The sequence below is a fragment of the Streptomyces sp. SAS_272 genome (assembly GCF_052543235.1).
This window is the reverse complement of sequence record NZ_JBMNDR010000026.1, coordinates 73,419-91,206: the sequence shown is the minus strand read 5'-3', so window position 1 is coordinate 91,206 and position 17,788 is coordinate 73,419. Positions and strand designations below refer to the sequence as shown.

Here is a 17,788-nt window from a genome sequence, read left to right as displayed (position 1 = left end):
CCACCCCCCGCACCACATCCACCAACGACCAATCCACCAACCCCTCCAACGCCACACCACACTCAACGAACCGCGCAGCGAACACCTCCGACACATCCAACAACTCCACCGCCATACCCACCCACTGCGCACCCTGACCCGGAAACACGAACACCGGCGACGCAGCACCGCCCACCACAGAACCCGACGCCACCCACTCACCCGCGACACCCACCGACCGGCACTCGAACACCGACCGCGACCGCCACAACGACCACGCCACATCCACCGGGTCGAGGGAGCCGGACTCGGCGGCGAACTTCGCGAGCCGGGACTCCTGCTCTGCGAGCGCGGACGGAGTGCGGGCAGAGACGAGCCAGGGCAGTGCGACCTCACGGGCAGGCGCGCCCGCGACCGGGTGAGCGAGTTCGGGCAGGACCGGTTCCGTCACGACCGGTGCGGTCACCGCCGGTTCGGACACGCCCGCTTCGGTCACGCCTTCGAGGACGACGTGGGCGTTGGTGCCGCTGATGCCGAACGACGACACCGCCGCCCGTCGCGGCCGGCCGTCGGCCTCCTCCCACACACGGGCCTGCGCCAGCAACTCCACCGCACCCGCGGACCAGTCGACCAGCGGCGAGGGGGTCTCGGCGTGCAGGGACTTCGGCAGCACCGCTGCCCTCATGGCCTGCACCATCTTGATCACGCCGCCGACGCCGGCCGCCGCCTGTGCGTGACCGATGTTCGACTTGAGGGACCCGAGCCACAACGGGCGCTCGCCGTCGCGCTCCTGACCGTAGGTCGCCAGCAGCGCCTGCGCCTCGATCGGGTCACCCAGCTTCGTCCCCGTGCCGTGCGCCTCCACCACGTCCACGTCCGCAGCCGACAGACCCGCGTCCGCCAGCGCCGCACGGATCACCCGCTGCTGCGCAAGACCGTTCGGCGCCGTCAACCCGTTCGACGCACCGTCCTGATTGATCGCCGAACCCCGCACCACCGCCAGCACCTGATGCCCCAGCGCCCGCGCGTCCGACAACCGCTCCAGCAGCAGCACACCCACGCCCTCGGCCCAGTTGGTGCCGTCGGCGCCGGCCGCGAAGGGCTTGCAGCGGCCGTCGGCGGCCAGGCCGCGCTGACGGCTGAACTCGACGAACATGCCGGGGCCGGACATCACGGTGGCTCCGGCGGCCAGGGCCAGTGAGCACTCTCCGGAGCGCAGCGCGCGCACCGCCAGGTGCAGGGCGACCAGGGAGGAGGAGCAGGCCGTGTCGACGGTGACCGCCGGGCCCTCCAATCCCAGGGCGTAGGCGATGCGCCCGGACGCCACACTGGCCGTCGTGCCGGTGAGGAGGTGGCCTTCGACGGCTTCGCCCGCTTCGTGGAGGCGGGGGCCGTACTCGGGCGCGGTGACTCCGACGAAGACGCCGGTGGCAGTGGCGTGCAGAGTGCGGGGGTCGAGTCCTGCCCGTTCGATCGTCTCCCAGGAGGTTTCCAGGAGAAGCCGCTGCTGCGGGTCCATCGCCGTCGCCTCACGCGGCGAGATCCCGAAGAAGGCGGCGTCGAACTCGGTCGCGCCCGCCAGGAAGCCGCCCTCGCGCACATAGGTGGCGCCGGTGCGGTCGGGGTCGGGGTCGTAGAGGGCCTCGACGTCCCAGCCACGATCGGTGGGGAACGCGCTGACGGCGTCGGTCTCGTCGCGGACCAGGCGCCACAGGTCCTCAGGGGCGCGGACGCCGCCGGGGAAGCGGCACCCCATCGACACGATCGCGATCGGTTCGTCGGCGACCGCGTGGCGATCACGTGCGGCGACGTCGGTGGAGGCGGGGGCGGCGGCGCTCAGGCTCTCGGCGAGCCGGGCGGGCGTGGGGTACTCGTAGACGGCGGTCGTCGCAAGGGTGAGGCCGCCGACGGAGTTGATCCGGTCGCGCAGCTCGACGGCGGTGACGGAGTCGATGCCGAGCTCTTTGAAGGTCCGCTGGGGGTCGACCAGGGCCTGGTCCGGGTAGCCGAGCACGACCGCGGTGCACTCACGGACGAGGCGGAGCGCGTCACCGCTGCCGAGTACGGAGTCCGCCTCGTCGTCGGAGGCGGTCGCCGTGGTGGCCGCGGGGGCGTCGACGGAGGGCGCCGTCGCGGTGGCCGTCGGCGCGTTCGCGACGTTGTCCGAGGCTCCGGTGACCCAGTGGCGTCGGCGCTGGAAGGCGTAGGTGGGCAGTTCGCGGCGCCGGGGCTCCAGACCGGTGAAGGCGGGGGTCCAGTCGACGTCGGCGCCGTGGCTCCACAGGGCGCCGAGGGAGGCCTGGAACCGGGCGGCTCCGCCCTGGCCCCTGCGCAGCGTTCCGGTGACGACCGCCTGCCGGGGGCCGGTCGCGTCCTCGACGGTCTCCTTGACCGGGGCGATGAGCACGGGATGCGGGCTGACCTCGACGAACGCGCCGTGACCCGCGAGCGCCAGAGCACGCACGGCCGGTTCCAGGAGGACGGGGTTGCGGAGGTTGTCGTACCAGTACCGGGCGTCGGTGACCGGACCTTCGAGCCAGTCTCCGGTGACGGTGGACAGGAAGGGCACCTCCGGCCGGCGCGGGGTGATCCCCGCGAGGAGGTCGAGCATCTGCTCGCGCGCCGGGTTCACGTGCGGAGAATGGGAGGCGTAGTCGATTCCGACGCGGCCGGCACGGATGTTCTCGCGCTCCGCGGTGGCGAGGATGTCGTCGAGGGTCTCGACGTCGGCGGAGACGACCGTGGAGGCAGGGCCGTTGAGGGCGGCGACGGTGACGCGATCGCCCCATTTCCCGGTGAATCGGCGGGCGGCGTCCTCGGAAAGGGCGAGCGCGGCCATTCCGCTGCGGCCCTCGAGCGGTACGAGGATCTTGCTGCGCAGAGCGACGACCAGGGCGGCGTCCTCCAGGCTGAGGGCTCCGGCCACGCAGGCGGCGGCGATCTCGCCCTGCGAGTGCCCGACGACGGCGGCGGGCCGGACGCCGTACGACTGCCACAGGGCGGCCAGGGACACCATGACGGCCCAGAGCACGGGCTGCACGACGTCGGACCGGTCCAGGGGCGGAGCGTCGGCGTCGCCGCGCAGCACCGCGGCGAGATCCCATGCGACGTGCGGCGCCAGCGCTTGGCCGCACTCGGTGAGGCGTGCCGCGAAGACGGGTGAGGACGCGAGGAGTTCGGCGGCCATGCCGGCCCACTGGCTGCCCTGGCCGGGGAAGACGAACACGGGCCGGTTCACGTCGCCGTCGAGGGGGTGGGACGGGGCCGCTGCCGTGATGCCGCTGAGCAGACCGGCGGTGTCCGAGCCCACGGCGAGGGCCCGGTGGGCGAGCGGGGTGCGGGTGGTCAGCAGGGACCACCCGATGTCGACGGGGTCGGCGTCGGTGTCGCGGACATGTGCGGTGAGGCGGTCCGTCTGGAGACGGAGCGCGCCGGGGGTGGCGGCGGACAGCAGCCAGGGCACGGTGGCGGGGGTGGAGCGCGGCTGCCGCGGGGCGTCCTCGGCCACGGGGGCTTCTTCGAGGACGAGGTGGACGTTGGTGCCGCCCATGCCGAAGGAGGAGACCCCGGCGCGCAGCGGGTCGCCGGGGACGGCCGGGGCCCAGGCGGTGGTGTCGCGCTGGACGCGCAGGCCGAGGCCGTCGAGGTCGATGGCGGGGTTCGGCTCGTCGTGGTTCAGGCTCGGCACGAGCCGACGGTGGGACAGGCAGAGCACCGCCTTGAGCAGTCCTGCGATGCCGGCGGCGCCCTCCAGGTGGCCGATGTTGGTCTTCACCGAGCCGACGGCCAGCGGGGCGCGTCGCCCGTCGGCGGTGCCGAGCACCGCACCGAGGGCTGCGGCCTCGACGGGGTCGCCGACGCGGGTTCCGGTCCCGTGGAGTTCGACGTAACCGATGCCGGCGGGGTCTGCCCCGGCGCGCCGGCACGCGGTGCGCAGGACCGCCGCCTGGGCGTCGGCGTCCGGAGTGGTGATGCTGGATCCGGCGCCGTCGTTGTTGAGGGCTCCGCCGCGGATGACGGCGTGGATGTGGTCACCGTCGGCGACGGCGCGTGAGAGCAGCTTCAACACGACGACGCCGCCGCCTTCGCCGCGTACGTAGCCGTTGGCGCGGGCGTCGAAGGTGTGGCAGGCGCCGTCCGGGGAGAGCGCCCCGAACTGGGCCGCAGCCAGGGAGCTTCGCGGATCGAGGTTGAGGTGCACTCCGCCGGCGAGGGCGAGGTCGCAGTCACCGAGCCGGAGGCTGTCGCAGGCGAGCTGGACTGCGACCAGGGAGGACGACTGAGCGCTGTCGACGGTCACGCTGGGGCCGCTGACGCCGAGCGCGTAGGACAGCCGGTTGGCGATGAGGGAGCGGTGGAGGCCGGTGAGCGTGTGGTGTCCGGTTCCCTGTCCTGCGTCGCGGACGACGTCCGCGTAGTCGCACCCGTCGACGCCCAGGTAGACCGCCACGGCGCGCAGGGCGGCGGTGACCGGGACACCGGCGTGCTCCAGGGCCTCCCAGCCCAGTTCGAGAGCGAGGCGGGCCTGCGGGTCCATGGCGTCGGCCTCGCGGGGCGAGATGCCGAAGAACGCGGCGTCGAAGTCTGCGGGTGCGCTGATGTAGCCGCCGCGCAGGGGTGCGGTGCCACCGTGCGGGGTGGGCCAGCCCTCTGCGGGTGCGCCCTCGCGCCGGTCCTGCGGGGTGTCGGTGACGGCGCTGCGGCCCGCGGCCAGCAGCTCCCAGTAGGCGGCCGGATCGTCGGCGCCCGGGAGCCGGCACGCGAGGCCGACCACGGCCACGGGCTCGTGACCCGGAGCGGTGTTTCGGACGGCGGTGGGCACCGGCTGGTTCATCGATGGCACTCCAAAACCGGGGGCGGGAGGCTGGGGGTGGCTCACACATTCGCACGCGGACAGGGGCCGTCCGGCGATCCGGGGAAACGCTCTAGGGGAATCTCTAGGCACGTCGTGGGCCTTGCCCGGTCGGTCGCCGCGGCCGGTCGCCCCGGCCGGCCGCGGTCGCTGCCGCCGGACGCGTGGCGGGCCATAGCCAGTGGCGGGGCCCGCCGCAAGGGGAGGCGGTCTAGGCGAATGCTCGAATACGAACGGGCACTCTGTGGGGGCGGATATGGCTGCGCGCCCTTCGGCGCGGGTGCACGCGCCGGCGCCCCGCCCTGGTTGATCCCGCGAACGGTCGCCGCACTCCCCGGTCGAAAGAAGGGCTGATGGATGACTCCGACAATCGCGCCTGCGGCGTCGCACGGCGAGGAGGCCCGCACGCTGGCGGCTCTGGCGGTCTCCGCGGCGACCGTCGACGGCGGTGTGCTCAGCGACGTGGAACTCGCGGCGTGGCTGGAGGACAGGCGTCGCGCCCACCCCCAGCAGGTGGAACGGGTGCCGTTCGAGGGGCTGGCCGGCTGGCGGTTCGAGGAGGGGACCGGCGATCTGCGGCACGCGAGCGGTGGGTTCTTCTCGGTGCACGGGCTGCGGGTCCACTCGGACTTCGGTCCGGTTTCCGAGTGGGAGCAGCCGATCGTCGATCAGCCCGAGATCGGGATCCTGGGGATCGCCATGCGGGACTTCGGGGGGATACCTCACCTGCTGCTGCAGGCGAAGTCGGAGCCGGGCAACGTGAACGGGATGCAGTTGTCACCGACCGTCCAGGCGACGAAGAGCAACTACATGCGGGTGCACGGAGGTTCGGCCGTCCGGTACCTGGAGTGCTTCCGCAGTCCGGAGCCTGGTGCGGTGGTGGCCGACGTCCTCCAGTCGGAGCAGGGCTCGTGGTTCCTGCGCAAGAGGAACCGCAACATGATCGTGCGGGTCGGTCCCGAGGTGGAGGCGGGCGAGGACTTCGCCTGGCTGACTCTGCGTCAGGTCAACATGCTCCTCAAGCAGGACAACGTCGTGAACATGGACGCCCGGACGGTCCTGTCGTGCCTGCCCGACTGGCGGGCGGACGCCTCCGCCCTGGCCGGATCGCTGCACTCGGACGCCGAGATACGCAGTTGGATCACTCGGCGACGGGCGGAGCACGACGTGAGCGTGGCGCCGATCGGGCTCGCGGACACACAAGGCTGGCAGCACGATCCGCACACGGTGTCCCACGTGCGCGGACACCACTTCAGCGTGGTGGCCGTGGACGTCGTCTCGGGCCGCCGTGAAGTGGCGGCCTGGTCGCAGCCGCTCATCGAGCCGCACGGGACGGGCATCGCCGCCCTGTTCGTACGCCGGGTCGACGGCGTACGCCATGTGCTGCTGCGGGCGCGCGCCGAGGCCGGCTTCCTGACGGTGGTCGAGCTGGGGCCGACGGTGCAGTGCACGGTCCAGAACTACTCGCACCTGCCGCGCGCATCGTGGCCGCCCTACCTGGACGAGGTGCAGAACCGGCGCGGCAGCGCCGTGTACGACGTGCTGCTGTCGGAGGAGGGCGGGCGATTCCTCAACGCCCAGAGCCACTACGTGATCATCGAGATCGAGGACGAGACGCCGCTGGAATCGGAGGAGTTCCGCTGGGTGTCGCTGCGCCAGGTCGACGAACTGCTGCGCTACAGCCACAACTTGAGTGTGCAGGCACGTACGCTGGTCACCGCGTTGAGGTCGCTGTGACGGCCCCGGCGGCGCGGCCGCTGCGCCTCGGGGTGATCGGTACCTCGTCGATGGCCGAGCGGCGGGTCCTGCCGACGGTGACCCGCATGCCGGAGTGGGAGCTGGCGGCCGTCGCCGGACGTGCGGCGAAGAAGGCGGCCCGCTTCGCGGAACAGTTCGGCTGCGCGGCCGAGGAGGACGCCGAGGCACTGCTGGAGCGAACGGACGTGGACGCGGTGTACGTGTCGACCCCGACGGCCCTGCACAGCCACTGGGCCGAGCGGGCACTGCACGCGGGCAAGCACGTGCTGGTGGAGAAGCCGATCGGGGTCGACGCCGCCGAAGCGCGTTCCCAGTGCGCGCTGGCAGCGGAACGCGGACTGGCGCTGCGGGAGAACTTCATGTTCCTGCACCATCCGCAACACGCCAGGGTGCGGGAACTGATGGCCGACGGCCGGGTGGGCCGGCCGGCCTCCTTCCGTGCCGCGTTCTGCATTCCGCCGCTGCCGCAGGACGACATCCGCTACGACGCCCGGCTGGGCGGCGGAGCGCTGCTCGACGCCGGCGTGTACCCGCTGCGGGCCGCCGTGCACCTGCTCGGGCCGGGCCTGGAGGTGGCCGGGGCGACATTGCGCACCCGCGCCTCGGACGGCCTCGATCTGTCGGGTCAGGTACTGCTCACCTCACCGTCGGGGGTCCTGGCCGAGTTGGCGTTCGGCTTCGAGCACGCCTACGCGTCGACCTACACGGTGTGGGGCGATCGGGCACGGCTGACGGTGACCCGGGCGTTCACTCCGCCGGCACACCACCAGCCGCTGCTCGTCATCGAGGAACAGGACCGCGAGGAGCGGCTGTCTCTGCCCGCCGCCGACCAGCTGGCGCTCCTGCTGGCGGAGTTCGCGCGCGCGGGCCGCTCGGGCGGCGGCGACAGCCGGCAGCTCATGGACTCGATCGCCACGATGGACCTCGTCGACGCCGTCCGCAGGACGGCTCGACGGACCCCGGTGTGCTGACGGCCGATCGCCCGAGGCTGCCGGACGACGGCGCCGGAGACGGGTCCGCAGGGGGAGGGGGCAGAGATATCTCGACGAGGCAACGAACCTCCGAACTCTAGGAAAATCACGATCACGACCCGGTTAATCTGAAGTCATGACGGCCAGAACACCCAAGGCGCACACCAGGACTTTCACGCAGAATGCGCGGCGGGCGCAGATAGTACAGGCGGCTATCGAAACGCTCGCCGACTCCGGCTACACAAAGGCGTCGTTCAGCAGAATCTCGCAACAGGCCGAACTCTGCAGTACAGGAATGATCTCGTACCACTTCTCCGGCAAGCCCGAGCTTTTCGCGGAAGCCGCCCGCGTCATCCTCGAAATGGCCGAAAAGGTGGCCTGCGTGCGCATGGGCGACGAGCGGACGTACCGCGGCAAACTGAGCGCGTACATCACGTCGAACTTCGACTTCATCACGCGCTATCCGATGCACTCCCAGGCGCTCACCGAGATCGTCAAAATGATCCGGGACCGGCAGATCACCGGTCTGGAGGACGTCGAACGCAGCATCATGTCCGTGGACCGGCTCGCCGACCTGCTCGAACAGGGCTGTGACGCAGGGGAGTTCGGCGACTTCGACTGCGTCACCATGGCCTTGGCCATCCGTGGCGCGATCGATGCCGTCCTGCGCCGCCATCTGTCCCAGGCGGCGATGGACCTGGACCGGTGCGCGCGCGAACTGACGGTCGCGTTCGACCGCTGCACGACGCCCGTGTGAGACCAAGTTCGGCCGGCATGCCCGAGGCCACGACTGCGGAGCACATCTCATGACCTCCCCCACACCCCGCCCTGAGTCCACGACGCCCGCGTCCGCACCTTCCGCGACGGCATCCACCACCACATCCGAGAGCCCTTCTTCACCCTGGGCCTTCGTGGTCACCGTCGTCTGCGACATCGTGCTGCCCGTGGGGCTCTATTACCTGTTACGCGCGTGGGGAGCGGGTGAGATCACCGCCCTGCTGCTCAGCGGTTCAGCGCCCGCTCTGCACACGCTCCACTCCGCGATACGCCATCGAAGACTGGACGCGATCGGGGTTTTCACCCTCGCGCTGCTCGTGGTGAGCGCGGTTGCCTCGCTGCTGACCTCGGACCCGCGCATCGCTCTCGCCCGCAACGGCCTGTTCACCGCGCTGGCCGGAATCTGGCTGCTGGTCACCCTGTTCACCGGGCGCCCGTTCACCTACCAGGCGCTGCGCACCCTCCTGCCCGGGAAGACCGCGACACTGGAGCGGTTGTGGACGTCCGACGCGTCGTTCCGGCGCGTGTGGCGCGGCTTGACCGTGCTGTGGGGCGTCGGTCTGCTGTGCGACGCCCTGCTTCGGCTTCTCATGGCCTACACCTTGCCCGTCGACAGCGTCCCCGCGCTGGACGGCGCCCTGTACGGGATCTCGTGGATCCTCCTCCAGGTGATCACTCAGGTCGCGCTGGTCCGCACCCGCACACTCGTCAAGATTTTCGGCAGCCTCGGACCCCGCCGCGGCTTCGCGGCGACGACCCAGCAGGACGAGGCGAACGACTGAGCGGACACGGAACCCGATCACGCGGGTGACGGCATCACGGTGCGCAGGCCCCCTGGGGCCACCCCGGTACTGACTGCGTACCGGGGCGTTGCCGTTTCACGTGCTTCTCCGGCCGAGAACGGAAACGGGGACGCAGGCCGTCCGAGCTCACGGCTCTCGATACCGATGACCTACAGTTGACCTCCACGGAAGATAATTCTTCGGAAGATGAGCGATGGCCGACCTGAAGCGCCTGTACCGAGAGCTGATCTCGCTGGAGATCGAGTTGTGGAACGGCATCGAGGGGCGGTTGCGGGCCGAGTACGACCTGCCGCTGACGTCGTTCGAGGTGTTGCACCTGCTGTTGCTCCGGCCCGGGCCGCGGATCCAGGACATCGCGGAGGAGTTCTCCATCACCGTGGGCGGCACGAGCAAGTTGGTCGACCGCCTGGAGGCGGCCGGACTGTGTGAGCGGCGTGCCAATCCCCACGACCGCCGTTCCTCGGTCGTCGAGCTGACGCCTGAGGGGCGGAAACTGGTGGACGGAGCGCTGAAGGTCTTCGAGGAGGAGCTGGAACTGCGGATCGGGTCGGTCGTCTCCGAACAGTCCGTGCGCGAGGTGACGGCGGTCCTCGTCCGGCTGCGGGAAGCCGGACGGACCCTGGACGCCAAGCGCAAGGCCGCCGGGCAGGCGCCGATGCCGGGCATGCGGACGCCGAAGCAGCCTGGCCGGCCGGCGTCCTGAGCGACAGGAGGCAGGCATGCCTCGCCGCCCATGGCTTCGTCGGCCCGCTGCTGCCCCACTTCGCCACCTGGCCCGCACTCCTCGACGACCTCTTCGGCCGGCTCGTCGACGCGGGCCCGGGCCCCGTCACGCGGTCGCGTCGACCTCGGGATCCGGCACACCCTTGGCCCAGGCGCCCATGGCTTCCAGGACGTCCCGCAGCCCCTCGCCGAGAGGGGTCAGCGCGTACTCGACACGCGGCGGGATCTCCGCATAGGTCGTGCGGGTGACGATGCCGTGCCGCTCGAACTGGCGCAGCCGGCTGGTCAGGGTGTGCGGGCTGATGCCCGGCAGGGCCCCGCGCAACTCGTTGAAGCGGAGGGGTCCATGCAGCAGCTCGCGCACGATCAGGGTCGCCCACGGGCCGTTGAGCAGTGTGAGGAACCGGGCGACGCCGCACTCGGGGAGACAGGGATCGGTCACAGTTTTCGACCGTACCCCATTAGTGCAGTTGATGTAACTGGTGCACCTCATGCACTAATGGCGTCATGACCTACGTGATTCACGGCGCCACCGGCGCCCAGGGCGCCCCCGTCGTCGCCGCTCTCGCCGCCGCGGGCAGGTCCGTGACCGCTCTGACCCGAAACGCCGACGTCGTCGTGGACGGCGCGCAGCGTGTCGTGGCCGCCGGCTACGACTCCACCACGGAACTGACCGAGGCGTACCGCGGCGCTGACGGAGTGTTCGTCCACCTGCCGGTGGTCTCCGAAGAGGACCGCCGGACCTACGCGCACAACATCCTCGCCGCGGTCCGCGCGGCCCGCCCGGCCCGGGTGGTGTTCTCCACCAGCGGGGCCCCGACCGACCCCGAAACCGGCGGCGCGGCCGCGGCGCTGGCCGACGGCCTGGCGGACACCGGGGTGCCCCATGCGGTGATCGCGCCCACGTTCTACCTGGAGAACCTGCTCATGCCGTACGTCCTCGACACGGTCCGCGAACGAGGTGTGCTGCCCTACCCGATCCGTGCCGACTTCCCGGTTTCCTGGGCGTCGCACCTGGACGTCGCGGATGCCGTCGCCGCCCTGTTCGACCGCCCCGACATCACCGGCGTGGTCTCCGTCGGCCAGTACCCGGCGATCACCGGACCGGACCTGGCCGAGGCGTTCGGCGCCCACTTCGGCAAGGACGTGGTCTTCGAACGGATCACACCCGAGCAGTTCTGCAGCTCCGTCGCACCGTTGATCGGCGAGGGCCCCGCCGCCGACGTCGCCGCGGCCTACGCGGCCATGAGCACGCTTGCGGACCGCTCCCTCACACCCGAGCACTCCGCCCAGAAACTGCTCGGCATCGCCCCCCGCACCACCGGACGGTGGCTGACCGACATAGGCCTCTGACCTGACCGTCATCGGCTTCGGCTTCGGCTTCGGCTTCGGCTTCGGCTTCGGCCGAGTTCGTCAGGGGTCGCCGTCCGGCTGCTGTTCCGCACGGCATCGGCTGCCTGGGCCGCCCTCGACTCGCGGTCACGGTCTCCTGAACGCCGAGGGCGGCAGGCTGATGCGGCACACCGACCCCACGGTCGCCGACCGCGGCTGTCCGGCCACCCGGCTGTCCGGCTATCCGGCCGCCAGGAGGATGGCCGTGTAGTGGGAGGCGAAGGCGGCGATCGTCAGGGCGTGGAAGACCTCGTGGAAGCCGAACCACGAGGGTGACGGGTCCGGGCGCTTGAGCCCGTACACGACGGCTCCCGCGGTGTAGAGCAGGCCGCCGACGATGACGAGGACGACGACGGCTGCGCCGCCGGTGCGCGCGAAGTCGGGGAGATTGAAGACGGCCACCCAGCCCAGTGCGATGTAGCACGGGGTGTACAGCCACCGGGGAGCCCCGATCCACAGGGTGCGGAACGCGATCCCGGCGAGCGCGCCCGCCCACACCACGGCCAGCAGCAGCCGCTGACGGTCCGGGGGCAGCAGCAGCACCGCCAGCGGGGTGTAGGTGCCGGCGATGATGAGGAAGATGTTCGCGTGGTCCAGCCGCCGCAGCACCGCCTCACCGCGCGGGCCCCACGTCCCGCGGTGGTAGACAGCGCTGGTGCCGAACAGCAGGCAGGCCGACACCGCGTACACCGAGCAGGCCGCCACCGCCGCCCCCGAGCGCGACACGGCGATCAGGACGATCCCGCCGGCCAGCGCGAGAGGGAACACGCCGGCGTGCAGCCAGCCGCGCATCCGCGGCTTCAGCGCGGCCACCGCACGCTCCATACCGCCTTCGAGCCCGGTGGCGGCTGCCGGCCGACGGTGCGCGGCGGGTGACTGGTCTTGCGCCGCGGCCCGCACGGCGCCGTCGGAGGTGCTGCCGGGTCCGGGCTGTGGCTCTCGGCCCGGGGACGGCGGCTCAGTTTCTTCGGCGAACATGCGCTCATCTTCTCGAAGTGGCCAGAGCATGCGGTCCGGCGGGGTGGCGCGGAGCGTCGGCCGGTCGCCGGCGGCCGCCGGGCCCGTGGTGCGGGCGGGCCCGTGGTGCGGGCGGGCCCGTGGTGCGGGCGGGCCCGTGGTGCGGGCGGGGTCGTGGTGCGGGCGGGGTCGTGGTCGTCGTCCGGACGGGGCGGCCGCGGGCCATGACGGCGCAGTGCGCTCGGCGGGCGTCAGGCCCGGAGGTAGGTCAGGACGGCCAGGACCCTGCGGTGCGTGGTGTCCGTCGGAGGCAGGTCCAGCTTGGTGAGGATGTTGCCGATGTGCTTGCCGATCGCCGCTTCGGAGACCACCAGCTCTTTGGCGATCGCGCCGTTGGACCTGCCTTCGGCGATCAGCGCCAGCACCTCGCGTTCGCGCGGGGTGAGCTGCTCCAGCGGATCGCGGCGGCGGCGCAGCAACTGGCGTACCACCTCGGGGTCGACCACCGTCCCGCCGTCCGCCACCTTGTGCAGCGCCGCCATGAACTCCTCGACCTGGCCGACCCGGTCCTTGAGCAGATACCCGACGCCCGATCCGTCGCCGGAGTCCAGGAGTTCGGCGGCGTACGTGCGTTGCACGTACTGGCTGAGGACCAGGACGGGCAGTGCGGGGCGCTTCTCCCGCAGCCGCACTGCCGCGTGCAGTCCCTCGTCCTGGAAACCGGGCGGCATCCGCACGTCCGTCACGACGATGTCGGGGACATGCTCCTCGACCGCGGCGACCAGCGCCCGCGCGTCCCCGACCGCGGACACCACCCGGTGTCCGCAGCGGTCGAGCAGGCCGATGAGGCCTTCCCGCAGCAGCACGCTGTCCTCGGCCAGCACTACGCGCAGCGGTCGGCCGCCTTGGGCACCTCGCAAGGAAACTCCACACGCAAGAGAGTCGGTCCACCTGGCGGACTGGTCAGGGCAAGTCTGCCATCGAGGACCGAGACCCGGTCGGCGAGGCCGGTGAGTCCGCTGCCGGCCGTCGGGTCCGCGCCGCCGCGGCCGTCGTCGCGCACCTCGAGGAACAGACGTCCTTCGCGATGCCCCCCGCTGACCTGCGCGCGGCCGGCGCCGCTGTGCTTGGCGACGTTGGCCAGCGCCTCGCAGACCACGAAGTAGACGGCGGACTCGATCGCCCTGGCGGGCCGTCCCGGCAGTGCGAGGTCGACGTCGACGGGGACCACGCAGCGGTCGGCGGCGTCGCTGATCGCGGCGGGCAGGCCGTAGTCCGTGAGGACCTGGGGGTGGATGCCGTGGATGAGCTCCCGCAGCTCCGCGAGCGCCTTGCCCGCCTCCGCGTGGGCCCTGGTGAGCTGCTCGGCGAGCGGGCCGGGCGGGGCGTCCAGGCGGGCCAGCCCGAGGGCCATCGTCAGGGCCACGAGGCGCTGTTGGGCGCCGTCGTGCAGATCGCGCTCGATACGGCGCCGTTCGGCCTCGAAGGCATCGACCAGCCGGACACGGGAACGGGCCAGTTCGACCGCCGTGGAGCCGAGGTCGCCCTCGCGTGGGGCGATCAGGAGCCGGGCCAGGCCGGCGCGGGCGCCCGCCGTGACGCCGAGGAGGTAGGCGCCCAGAGCCGCCAGGAGCAGGCCCAGTACGGCGACGCCGAAAGCGGTCGGCCAGGTGGTGACCGTCCACTGTTTGAGCACCTTCGCCTCCCGGCCGTCGCCGACCGTGGCCATCAGCAGCGGAGTGGCCGCCATGGACAGCGGGCAGAGCAGCGCGACGGTGAGGGCCAGCGCGTCGACCGGCCACAGCAGCCCGGCGAACAGCAGCGCGTACCCGAGCTCCCGCCAGGTCGCCTGCTCGCGCAGCCGGGTGGTCAGCCAGGGCCGCAGTCCCGGTGCGGACGGCGTCCGGTGCCCACCGGACAGCGGGTCGCGGTCGACCAGGCGCATCCTGCGCCGCTCCACCCGGGCCGCCGGGATCCCGCCCAGGGCGACCACCACGAGCAGCGGCAGCCCCACCAGGACGATGGCGAGCGCACCGCAGACCACCGCCACCGTCACGATCACCACCAGGGTGACGGCGCCCGTCAGCGCGCCGGTGAGCAGATACGCGGCGGAGCGCCAGGGCCAGGCCGACAGCAGAAAGCCCGGCCGGGACATGGCCTGCCACACATTCCGAGGGTGCATGTGCATGACCGTAGGCGGCCCCACCGGTCCGGTGCCATCGGTCCAGGACCCGTGTCGGGGGTATGTCTGGCCCTACCCCAGGACTCGTTCCGGCCTTACTGCGCCACGCGGGGCTTCCGCGGTTTCGTGGAGACACCGACGAGCCGAGGAAGAGATACCGATGGGGCACCACATGAGCAACGACGCGATCCGACTGGACTCCGTGACCCGGCGATACGGCTCGGGCGGCACGTCCGTCACCGCCCTCGACCAGGTGTCGCTCGCCTTCCCGAGGGGGACGTTCACCGCCGTCATGGGCCCCTCCGGGTCCGGCAAGTCGACCCTGCTGCAGTGCGCCGCCGGCCTGGACCGGCCCACGTCGGGCTCGGTCACCGTGGGCGGCACGGAGCTGACCGGGCTGAGCGAGACCGCGCTGACCCTGCTGCGCCGCGAGCGCATCGGCTTCGTGTTCCAGGCGTTCAACCTGCTGCCCTCGCTGACCGCCGAGCAGAACGTGTCCCTGCCGCTGCGGCTCGCCGGCCGCCGCCCGAAGACGGCACAGGTGCGTGAGGTGCTCCGGCAGGTCGGGCTCGACGACCGGGCGCGACACCGCCCGTCGGAGATGTCCGGCGGCCAGCAGCAGCGGGTAGCCCTGGCCCGCGCCATGATCACTCGTCCGGAAGTGCTGTTCGGCGACGAGCCGACCGGCGCGCTCGACTCGCGGACCGGCCGCGAGGTGCTGACGCTGCTGCGCGGCATGGTCGACCGGGACGGCGGGACGATCGTCATGGTCACCCACGACCCCGTCGCTGCCTCCTACGCCGACCGCGTCGTCCTCCTCGTCGACGGCCGGGTCGACGGCGAGCTGCTGGGCGCCCGCGCGCACGACATCGCGGCGCGTCTGTCCGGGCTGGAGGCGGCGCCGTGCTGAGCACCACGCTGTGCACCCTGCGCACCCGATGGGTCACTTTCGTCGGCAGCTTCGTCGCCCTCTCCCTGGGGGTGGCGCTGATCGCCGTGATGGGACTGGCCCTCGCGTCCTCGCTGGACGCACCCGAGCGCGGGCCGGAGCGGTTCGCCGCCGCGCCCGTCGTCGTCAAGGGCCAGGACACCCTGCGGGTGCCGACCTCGATCGGTGAGCGCGACCAGAAGCTCGCACAGCCGCGTGCCGTGCCCGCCGACGCGGTCGCGAGGCTGCGGGACCTCGGGACCGTCGTGCAGGACCGGTCGTTCGCCGTGCGGGCGCAGGGCGGGCCCGCCGATCTGGTGGGCCATCCCTGGCCCACCGCGGCCTTCGCGCCGTACCGGCTCGCCGCGGGGCGGGCGCCCGCGGCCGCGGACGAGGTCGTCGTCAGCGGTGACTGGGCACGTCCGGGCGCCCGGGTGCGCACCGACGGCGGCGCCGTGCGCGTCGTCGGCGCCGTAGCCGGGCCGGGCTTCGAGAACGCCGTGTTCTACACCGCCGCCCGTGCCGCCGAACTGTCGCCGCGCAGCCCCCAGCTCGTGGTGGACGCCGATCCCGCGGCCGTGCGCGAGGCGGTGCGCGGTGACGAGGGGGTCCAGGTCCTCACCGGGGACGCGCGCCGGTACGCCGACGCCGACCCCGACCGCGACCGCGAGGCGCTCACCGCGATGAACGCGATGTTCGGCACGGCCGGCGGTGTCACCGGGTTCGTGTCGGTGTTCGTGGTGGCCTCGACCTTCGCGTTCACGGTGGCCCAGCGACGACGCGAGTTCGGGCTGCTGCGCACCGCCGGCGCGACCCCGGGGCAGATCCGCCGCATGGTCGTCTGCGAGGCGCTGGCGGTGGGCGTGCTCGCCTCGGCCGCCGGATGCGCACTCGGTTCCCGTGCGGCGCCGGGGCTCGCCGAGTGGGCGGTCGACGAGCGCCTCGCCCCCGGCTGGTTCGCCATCGGCGACCACGCCTGGCCCTTCCATGCGGCGTTCTGGACGGGGCTGTCGGTGGCCCTGTGCGGCGTGCTGGCCGCGTCCTGGCGGGCGGGGCGCACCGGTCCCGCCGAGGCCCTGCGCGAGGCGTCCGTGGACGCCCGGCCCATGACACGGGGCCGCCGGCTGTTCGGCGCGGCCCTGCTGGTCGCCGCCGCGGTGACGCTCGTCTGGGCCCTGGCGACGAACCCGGGCGAACTGCTGCAGCGCAAGACCTATGTGAGCCGGCCCATGCTGCTGATCACCGCGGTCGCCCTGCTCGCGCCGGCGCTGGTGCGCCGGCCGACCCGGCTGATCGCCTGGCTGCCGTCCCGGCTGCCGGGCGCCGGCGGGATGCTGGCGCGGGAGAACGCCGCCGCCGGGGTGCGCCGCACCGCAGCCGTCGCGGCGCCCGTGCTGGTCACGGTCGCGCTGGCGGGCTCGCTCCTCGGCGCCACCGCGACCCTCGACGAGGCGAGGGCCACCGAGGTGCGTGAGCGGACGGCCGCCGACCTCGTGGTCACTTCGGCGGGCGACGCCGGTTTCGACGCGGCGACGGTCCGGCGGCTGCGGGGGGTGTCCGGCGTCGAGGTCTCGCCGAGTTCGTCGAGCGCGGTGTACGTCCTCGAGGACGGCGTGGCGCTCGTCAGATCCGAGGCCAGGGCCGTGGAGCCGCGGCCGTTCGCGGCGACGGCCCGTCTTCCGCTCGCCGCAGGGACGGTGACCGCTCTCGACGACGACTCGATCATCGTCAACGAGGAGTGGGAGAAGCACACCGTGGGTGAGCGGGTGGACGTGTGGCTCGGCGACGGCACGAGGAGGTCCCTGCGGATCGCCGCGGTCATGACCGTCGGCACCGGCGACAACGGCGTCTACGTCACCCCGCGCAACGCCGTCGGCGCCCCCGTCGACCGGGTGGAGGCACGCCTCGCGGACGGCGCCGACGTGCACGCCGTGGCCACCGGGCTGCGTCAGGCGCTGCGAGGGTCGGGCGGGGAGGTGGTCACCAGGGATGCCTGGGTGCGCGCGATGGACCCGCAAACCGACCGCACGACCCGCATGGGCTTCTTCCTGGTCCTCGGGATCGCCCTGCTCTACACCGGCATCTCGCTGGCCAACACGATGGTCATGGCGACCTCCGACCGGTCCCGCGAACTGGCCGTGCTGCGGCTGGCCGGCGCCACCCGGTGGCAGGTGCTGCGGCTGGTGGGCGCGGAGGCGCTGATGGTCGTCGTGGTCGGCGGGCTGCTCGGAGCACTGGTCGCCGGTCTCGAACTGGTGGGCATGTGGGGCGCGTTGGGCCTGTGCTCGGTGTGGACGTCCGTCGAGATGCCGTGGGCGACGCTCGCGGCGGTCCTGGGCGCCTGCGCGGTGCTCGCCGTGATCTCGGCGGTCGTTCCGGCCGGCCTGCTGCTGCGCCGCAGTGCGGTGGACGCTGGGGCGGGAAAGCGATGAGCCTCCCGCCCCACGGGGCCGCCCGAACCGGTCC

General features: G+C 72.4%; 13 protein-coding genes. 8 read left to right on the top strand and 5 right to left on the bottom strand.

Annotated elements, in window-relative coordinates; all coding sequences use genetic code 11:
• On the bottom strand, nucleotides 1–4,813 hold a 4,813-nt coding region (locus ACN6LD_RS17335; protein WP_445043628.1), incomplete at its 3' end, for a beta-ketoacyl synthase N-terminal-like domain-containing protein.
• A 375-nt stretch (nucleotides 4,814–5,188) separates the two neighbouring features.
• Here ACN6LD_RS17335 and ACN6LD_RS17330 point away from each other — a divergent pair.
• The 5 genes from ACN6LD_RS17330 (at nucleotide 5,189) to ACN6LD_RS17310 (ending at nucleotide 9,843) form a co-directional block, all read left to right on the top strand.
• The gene (locus tag ACN6LD_RS17330) at nucleotides 5,189–6,568 is read left to right on the top strand and encodes an NDP-hexose 2,3-dehydratase family protein (RefSeq protein ID WP_445043627.1); all 1,380 of its coding nucleotides are present in this window, start codon (nucleotides 5,189–5,191) and stop codon (nucleotides 6,566–6,568) included.
• Complete coding sequence (locus tag ACN6LD_RS17325; RefSeq protein WP_319190451.1) at nucleotides 6,565–7,560, top strand: Gfo/Idh/MocA family protein; 996 nt, start codon at nucleotides 6,565–6,567, stop codon at nucleotides 7,558–7,560. The genes ACN6LD_RS17330 and ACN6LD_RS17325 overlap by 4 nt, the downstream gene beginning before the upstream one ends.
• Nucleotides 7,561–7,696: 136 nt before the next feature.
• Complete coding sequence (locus ACN6LD_RS17320; protein ID WP_319190450.1) at nucleotides 7,697–8,317, top strand: TetR/AcrR family transcriptional regulator; 621 nt, start codon at nucleotides 7,697–7,699, stop codon at nucleotides 8,315–8,317.
• 154 nt (nucleotides 8,318–8,471) lie between these two features.
• Nucleotides 8,472–9,119: a VC0807 family protein gene (locus ACN6LD_RS17315; protein WP_319190448.1), complete on the top strand. Its 648-nt coding sequence runs from the start codon at nucleotides 8,472–8,474 to the stop codon at nucleotides 9,117–9,119.
• A gap of 214 nt (nucleotides 9,120–9,333) precedes the next feature.
• Nucleotides 9,334–9,843, top strand: coding sequence for a MarR family winged helix-turn-helix transcriptional regulator (locus ACN6LD_RS17310; RefSeq protein WP_445043626.1), 510 nt, complete (start codon nucleotides 9,334–9,336; stop codon nucleotides 9,841–9,843).
• A gap of 126 nt (nucleotides 9,844–9,969) precedes the next feature.
• Here ACN6LD_RS17310 and ACN6LD_RS17305 read toward each other — a convergent pair whose 3' ends face one another.
• Complete coding sequence (locus ACN6LD_RS17305) at nucleotides 9,970–10,305, bottom strand: winged helix-turn-helix transcriptional regulator (protein ID WP_319190444.1); 336 nt, start codon at nucleotides 10,303–10,305, stop codon at nucleotides 9,970–9,972.
• A 65-nt stretch (nucleotides 10,306–10,370) separates the two neighbouring features.
• Between ACN6LD_RS17305 and ACN6LD_RS17300 the strand changes: the two genes are divergently transcribed.
• A complete protein-coding gene (locus tag ACN6LD_RS17300; RefSeq protein WP_445043625.1) occupies nucleotides 10,371–11,216 on the top strand; it encodes an NmrA family NAD(P)-binding protein in 846 nt (281 codons plus the stop codon).
• Nucleotides 11,217–11,435: 219 nt separating this feature from the next.
• Here the strand turns inward: ACN6LD_RS17300 and trhA are convergent, their stop codons facing one another.
• The 3 genes from trhA to ACN6LD_RS17285 form a co-directional block, all read right to left on the bottom strand.
• A complete protein-coding gene (gene trhA, locus ACN6LD_RS17295) occupies nucleotides 11,436–12,080 on the bottom strand; it encodes a PAQR family membrane homeostasis protein TrhA (protein WP_445043624.1) in 645 nt (214 codons plus the stop codon).
• Between the two features lie 383 nt (nucleotides 12,081–12,463).
• Entirely contained in the window at nucleotides 12,464–13,096 is a 633-nt protein-coding gene (locus tag ACN6LD_RS17290; protein ID WP_445043631.1) for a response regulator, read from the bottom strand.
• Nucleotides 13,096–14,367, bottom strand: coding sequence for a sensor histidine kinase (locus ACN6LD_RS17285; protein WP_445043630.1), 1,272 nt, complete (start codon nucleotides 14,365–14,367; stop codon nucleotides 13,096–13,098). Before ACN6LD_RS17285 ends, ACN6LD_RS17290 begins: the two co-directional genes overlap by 1 nt.
• 199 nt (nucleotides 14,368–14,566) lie before the next feature.
• On the opposite strand from ACN6LD_RS17285, the gene ACN6LD_RS17280 reads away from it, so the two are divergent.
• Together ACN6LD_RS17280 and ACN6LD_RS17275 are read left to right on the top strand one after the other, a co-directional pair.
• Complete coding sequence (locus ACN6LD_RS17280; protein ID WP_319190439.1) at nucleotides 14,567–15,304, top strand: ABC transporter ATP-binding protein; 738 nt, start codon at nucleotides 14,567–14,569, stop codon at nucleotides 15,302–15,304.
• On the top strand, nucleotides 15,298–17,754 hold the full coding sequence (locus ACN6LD_RS17275) for an ABC transporter permease (protein ID WP_445043623.1): 2,457 nt from the start codon (nucleotides 15,298–15,300) through the stop codon (nucleotides 17,752–17,754). The genes ACN6LD_RS17280 and ACN6LD_RS17275 overlap by 7 nt, the downstream gene beginning before the upstream one ends.
• The last annotated feature ends 34 nt before the right edge of the window (nucleotides 17,755–17,788 follow it).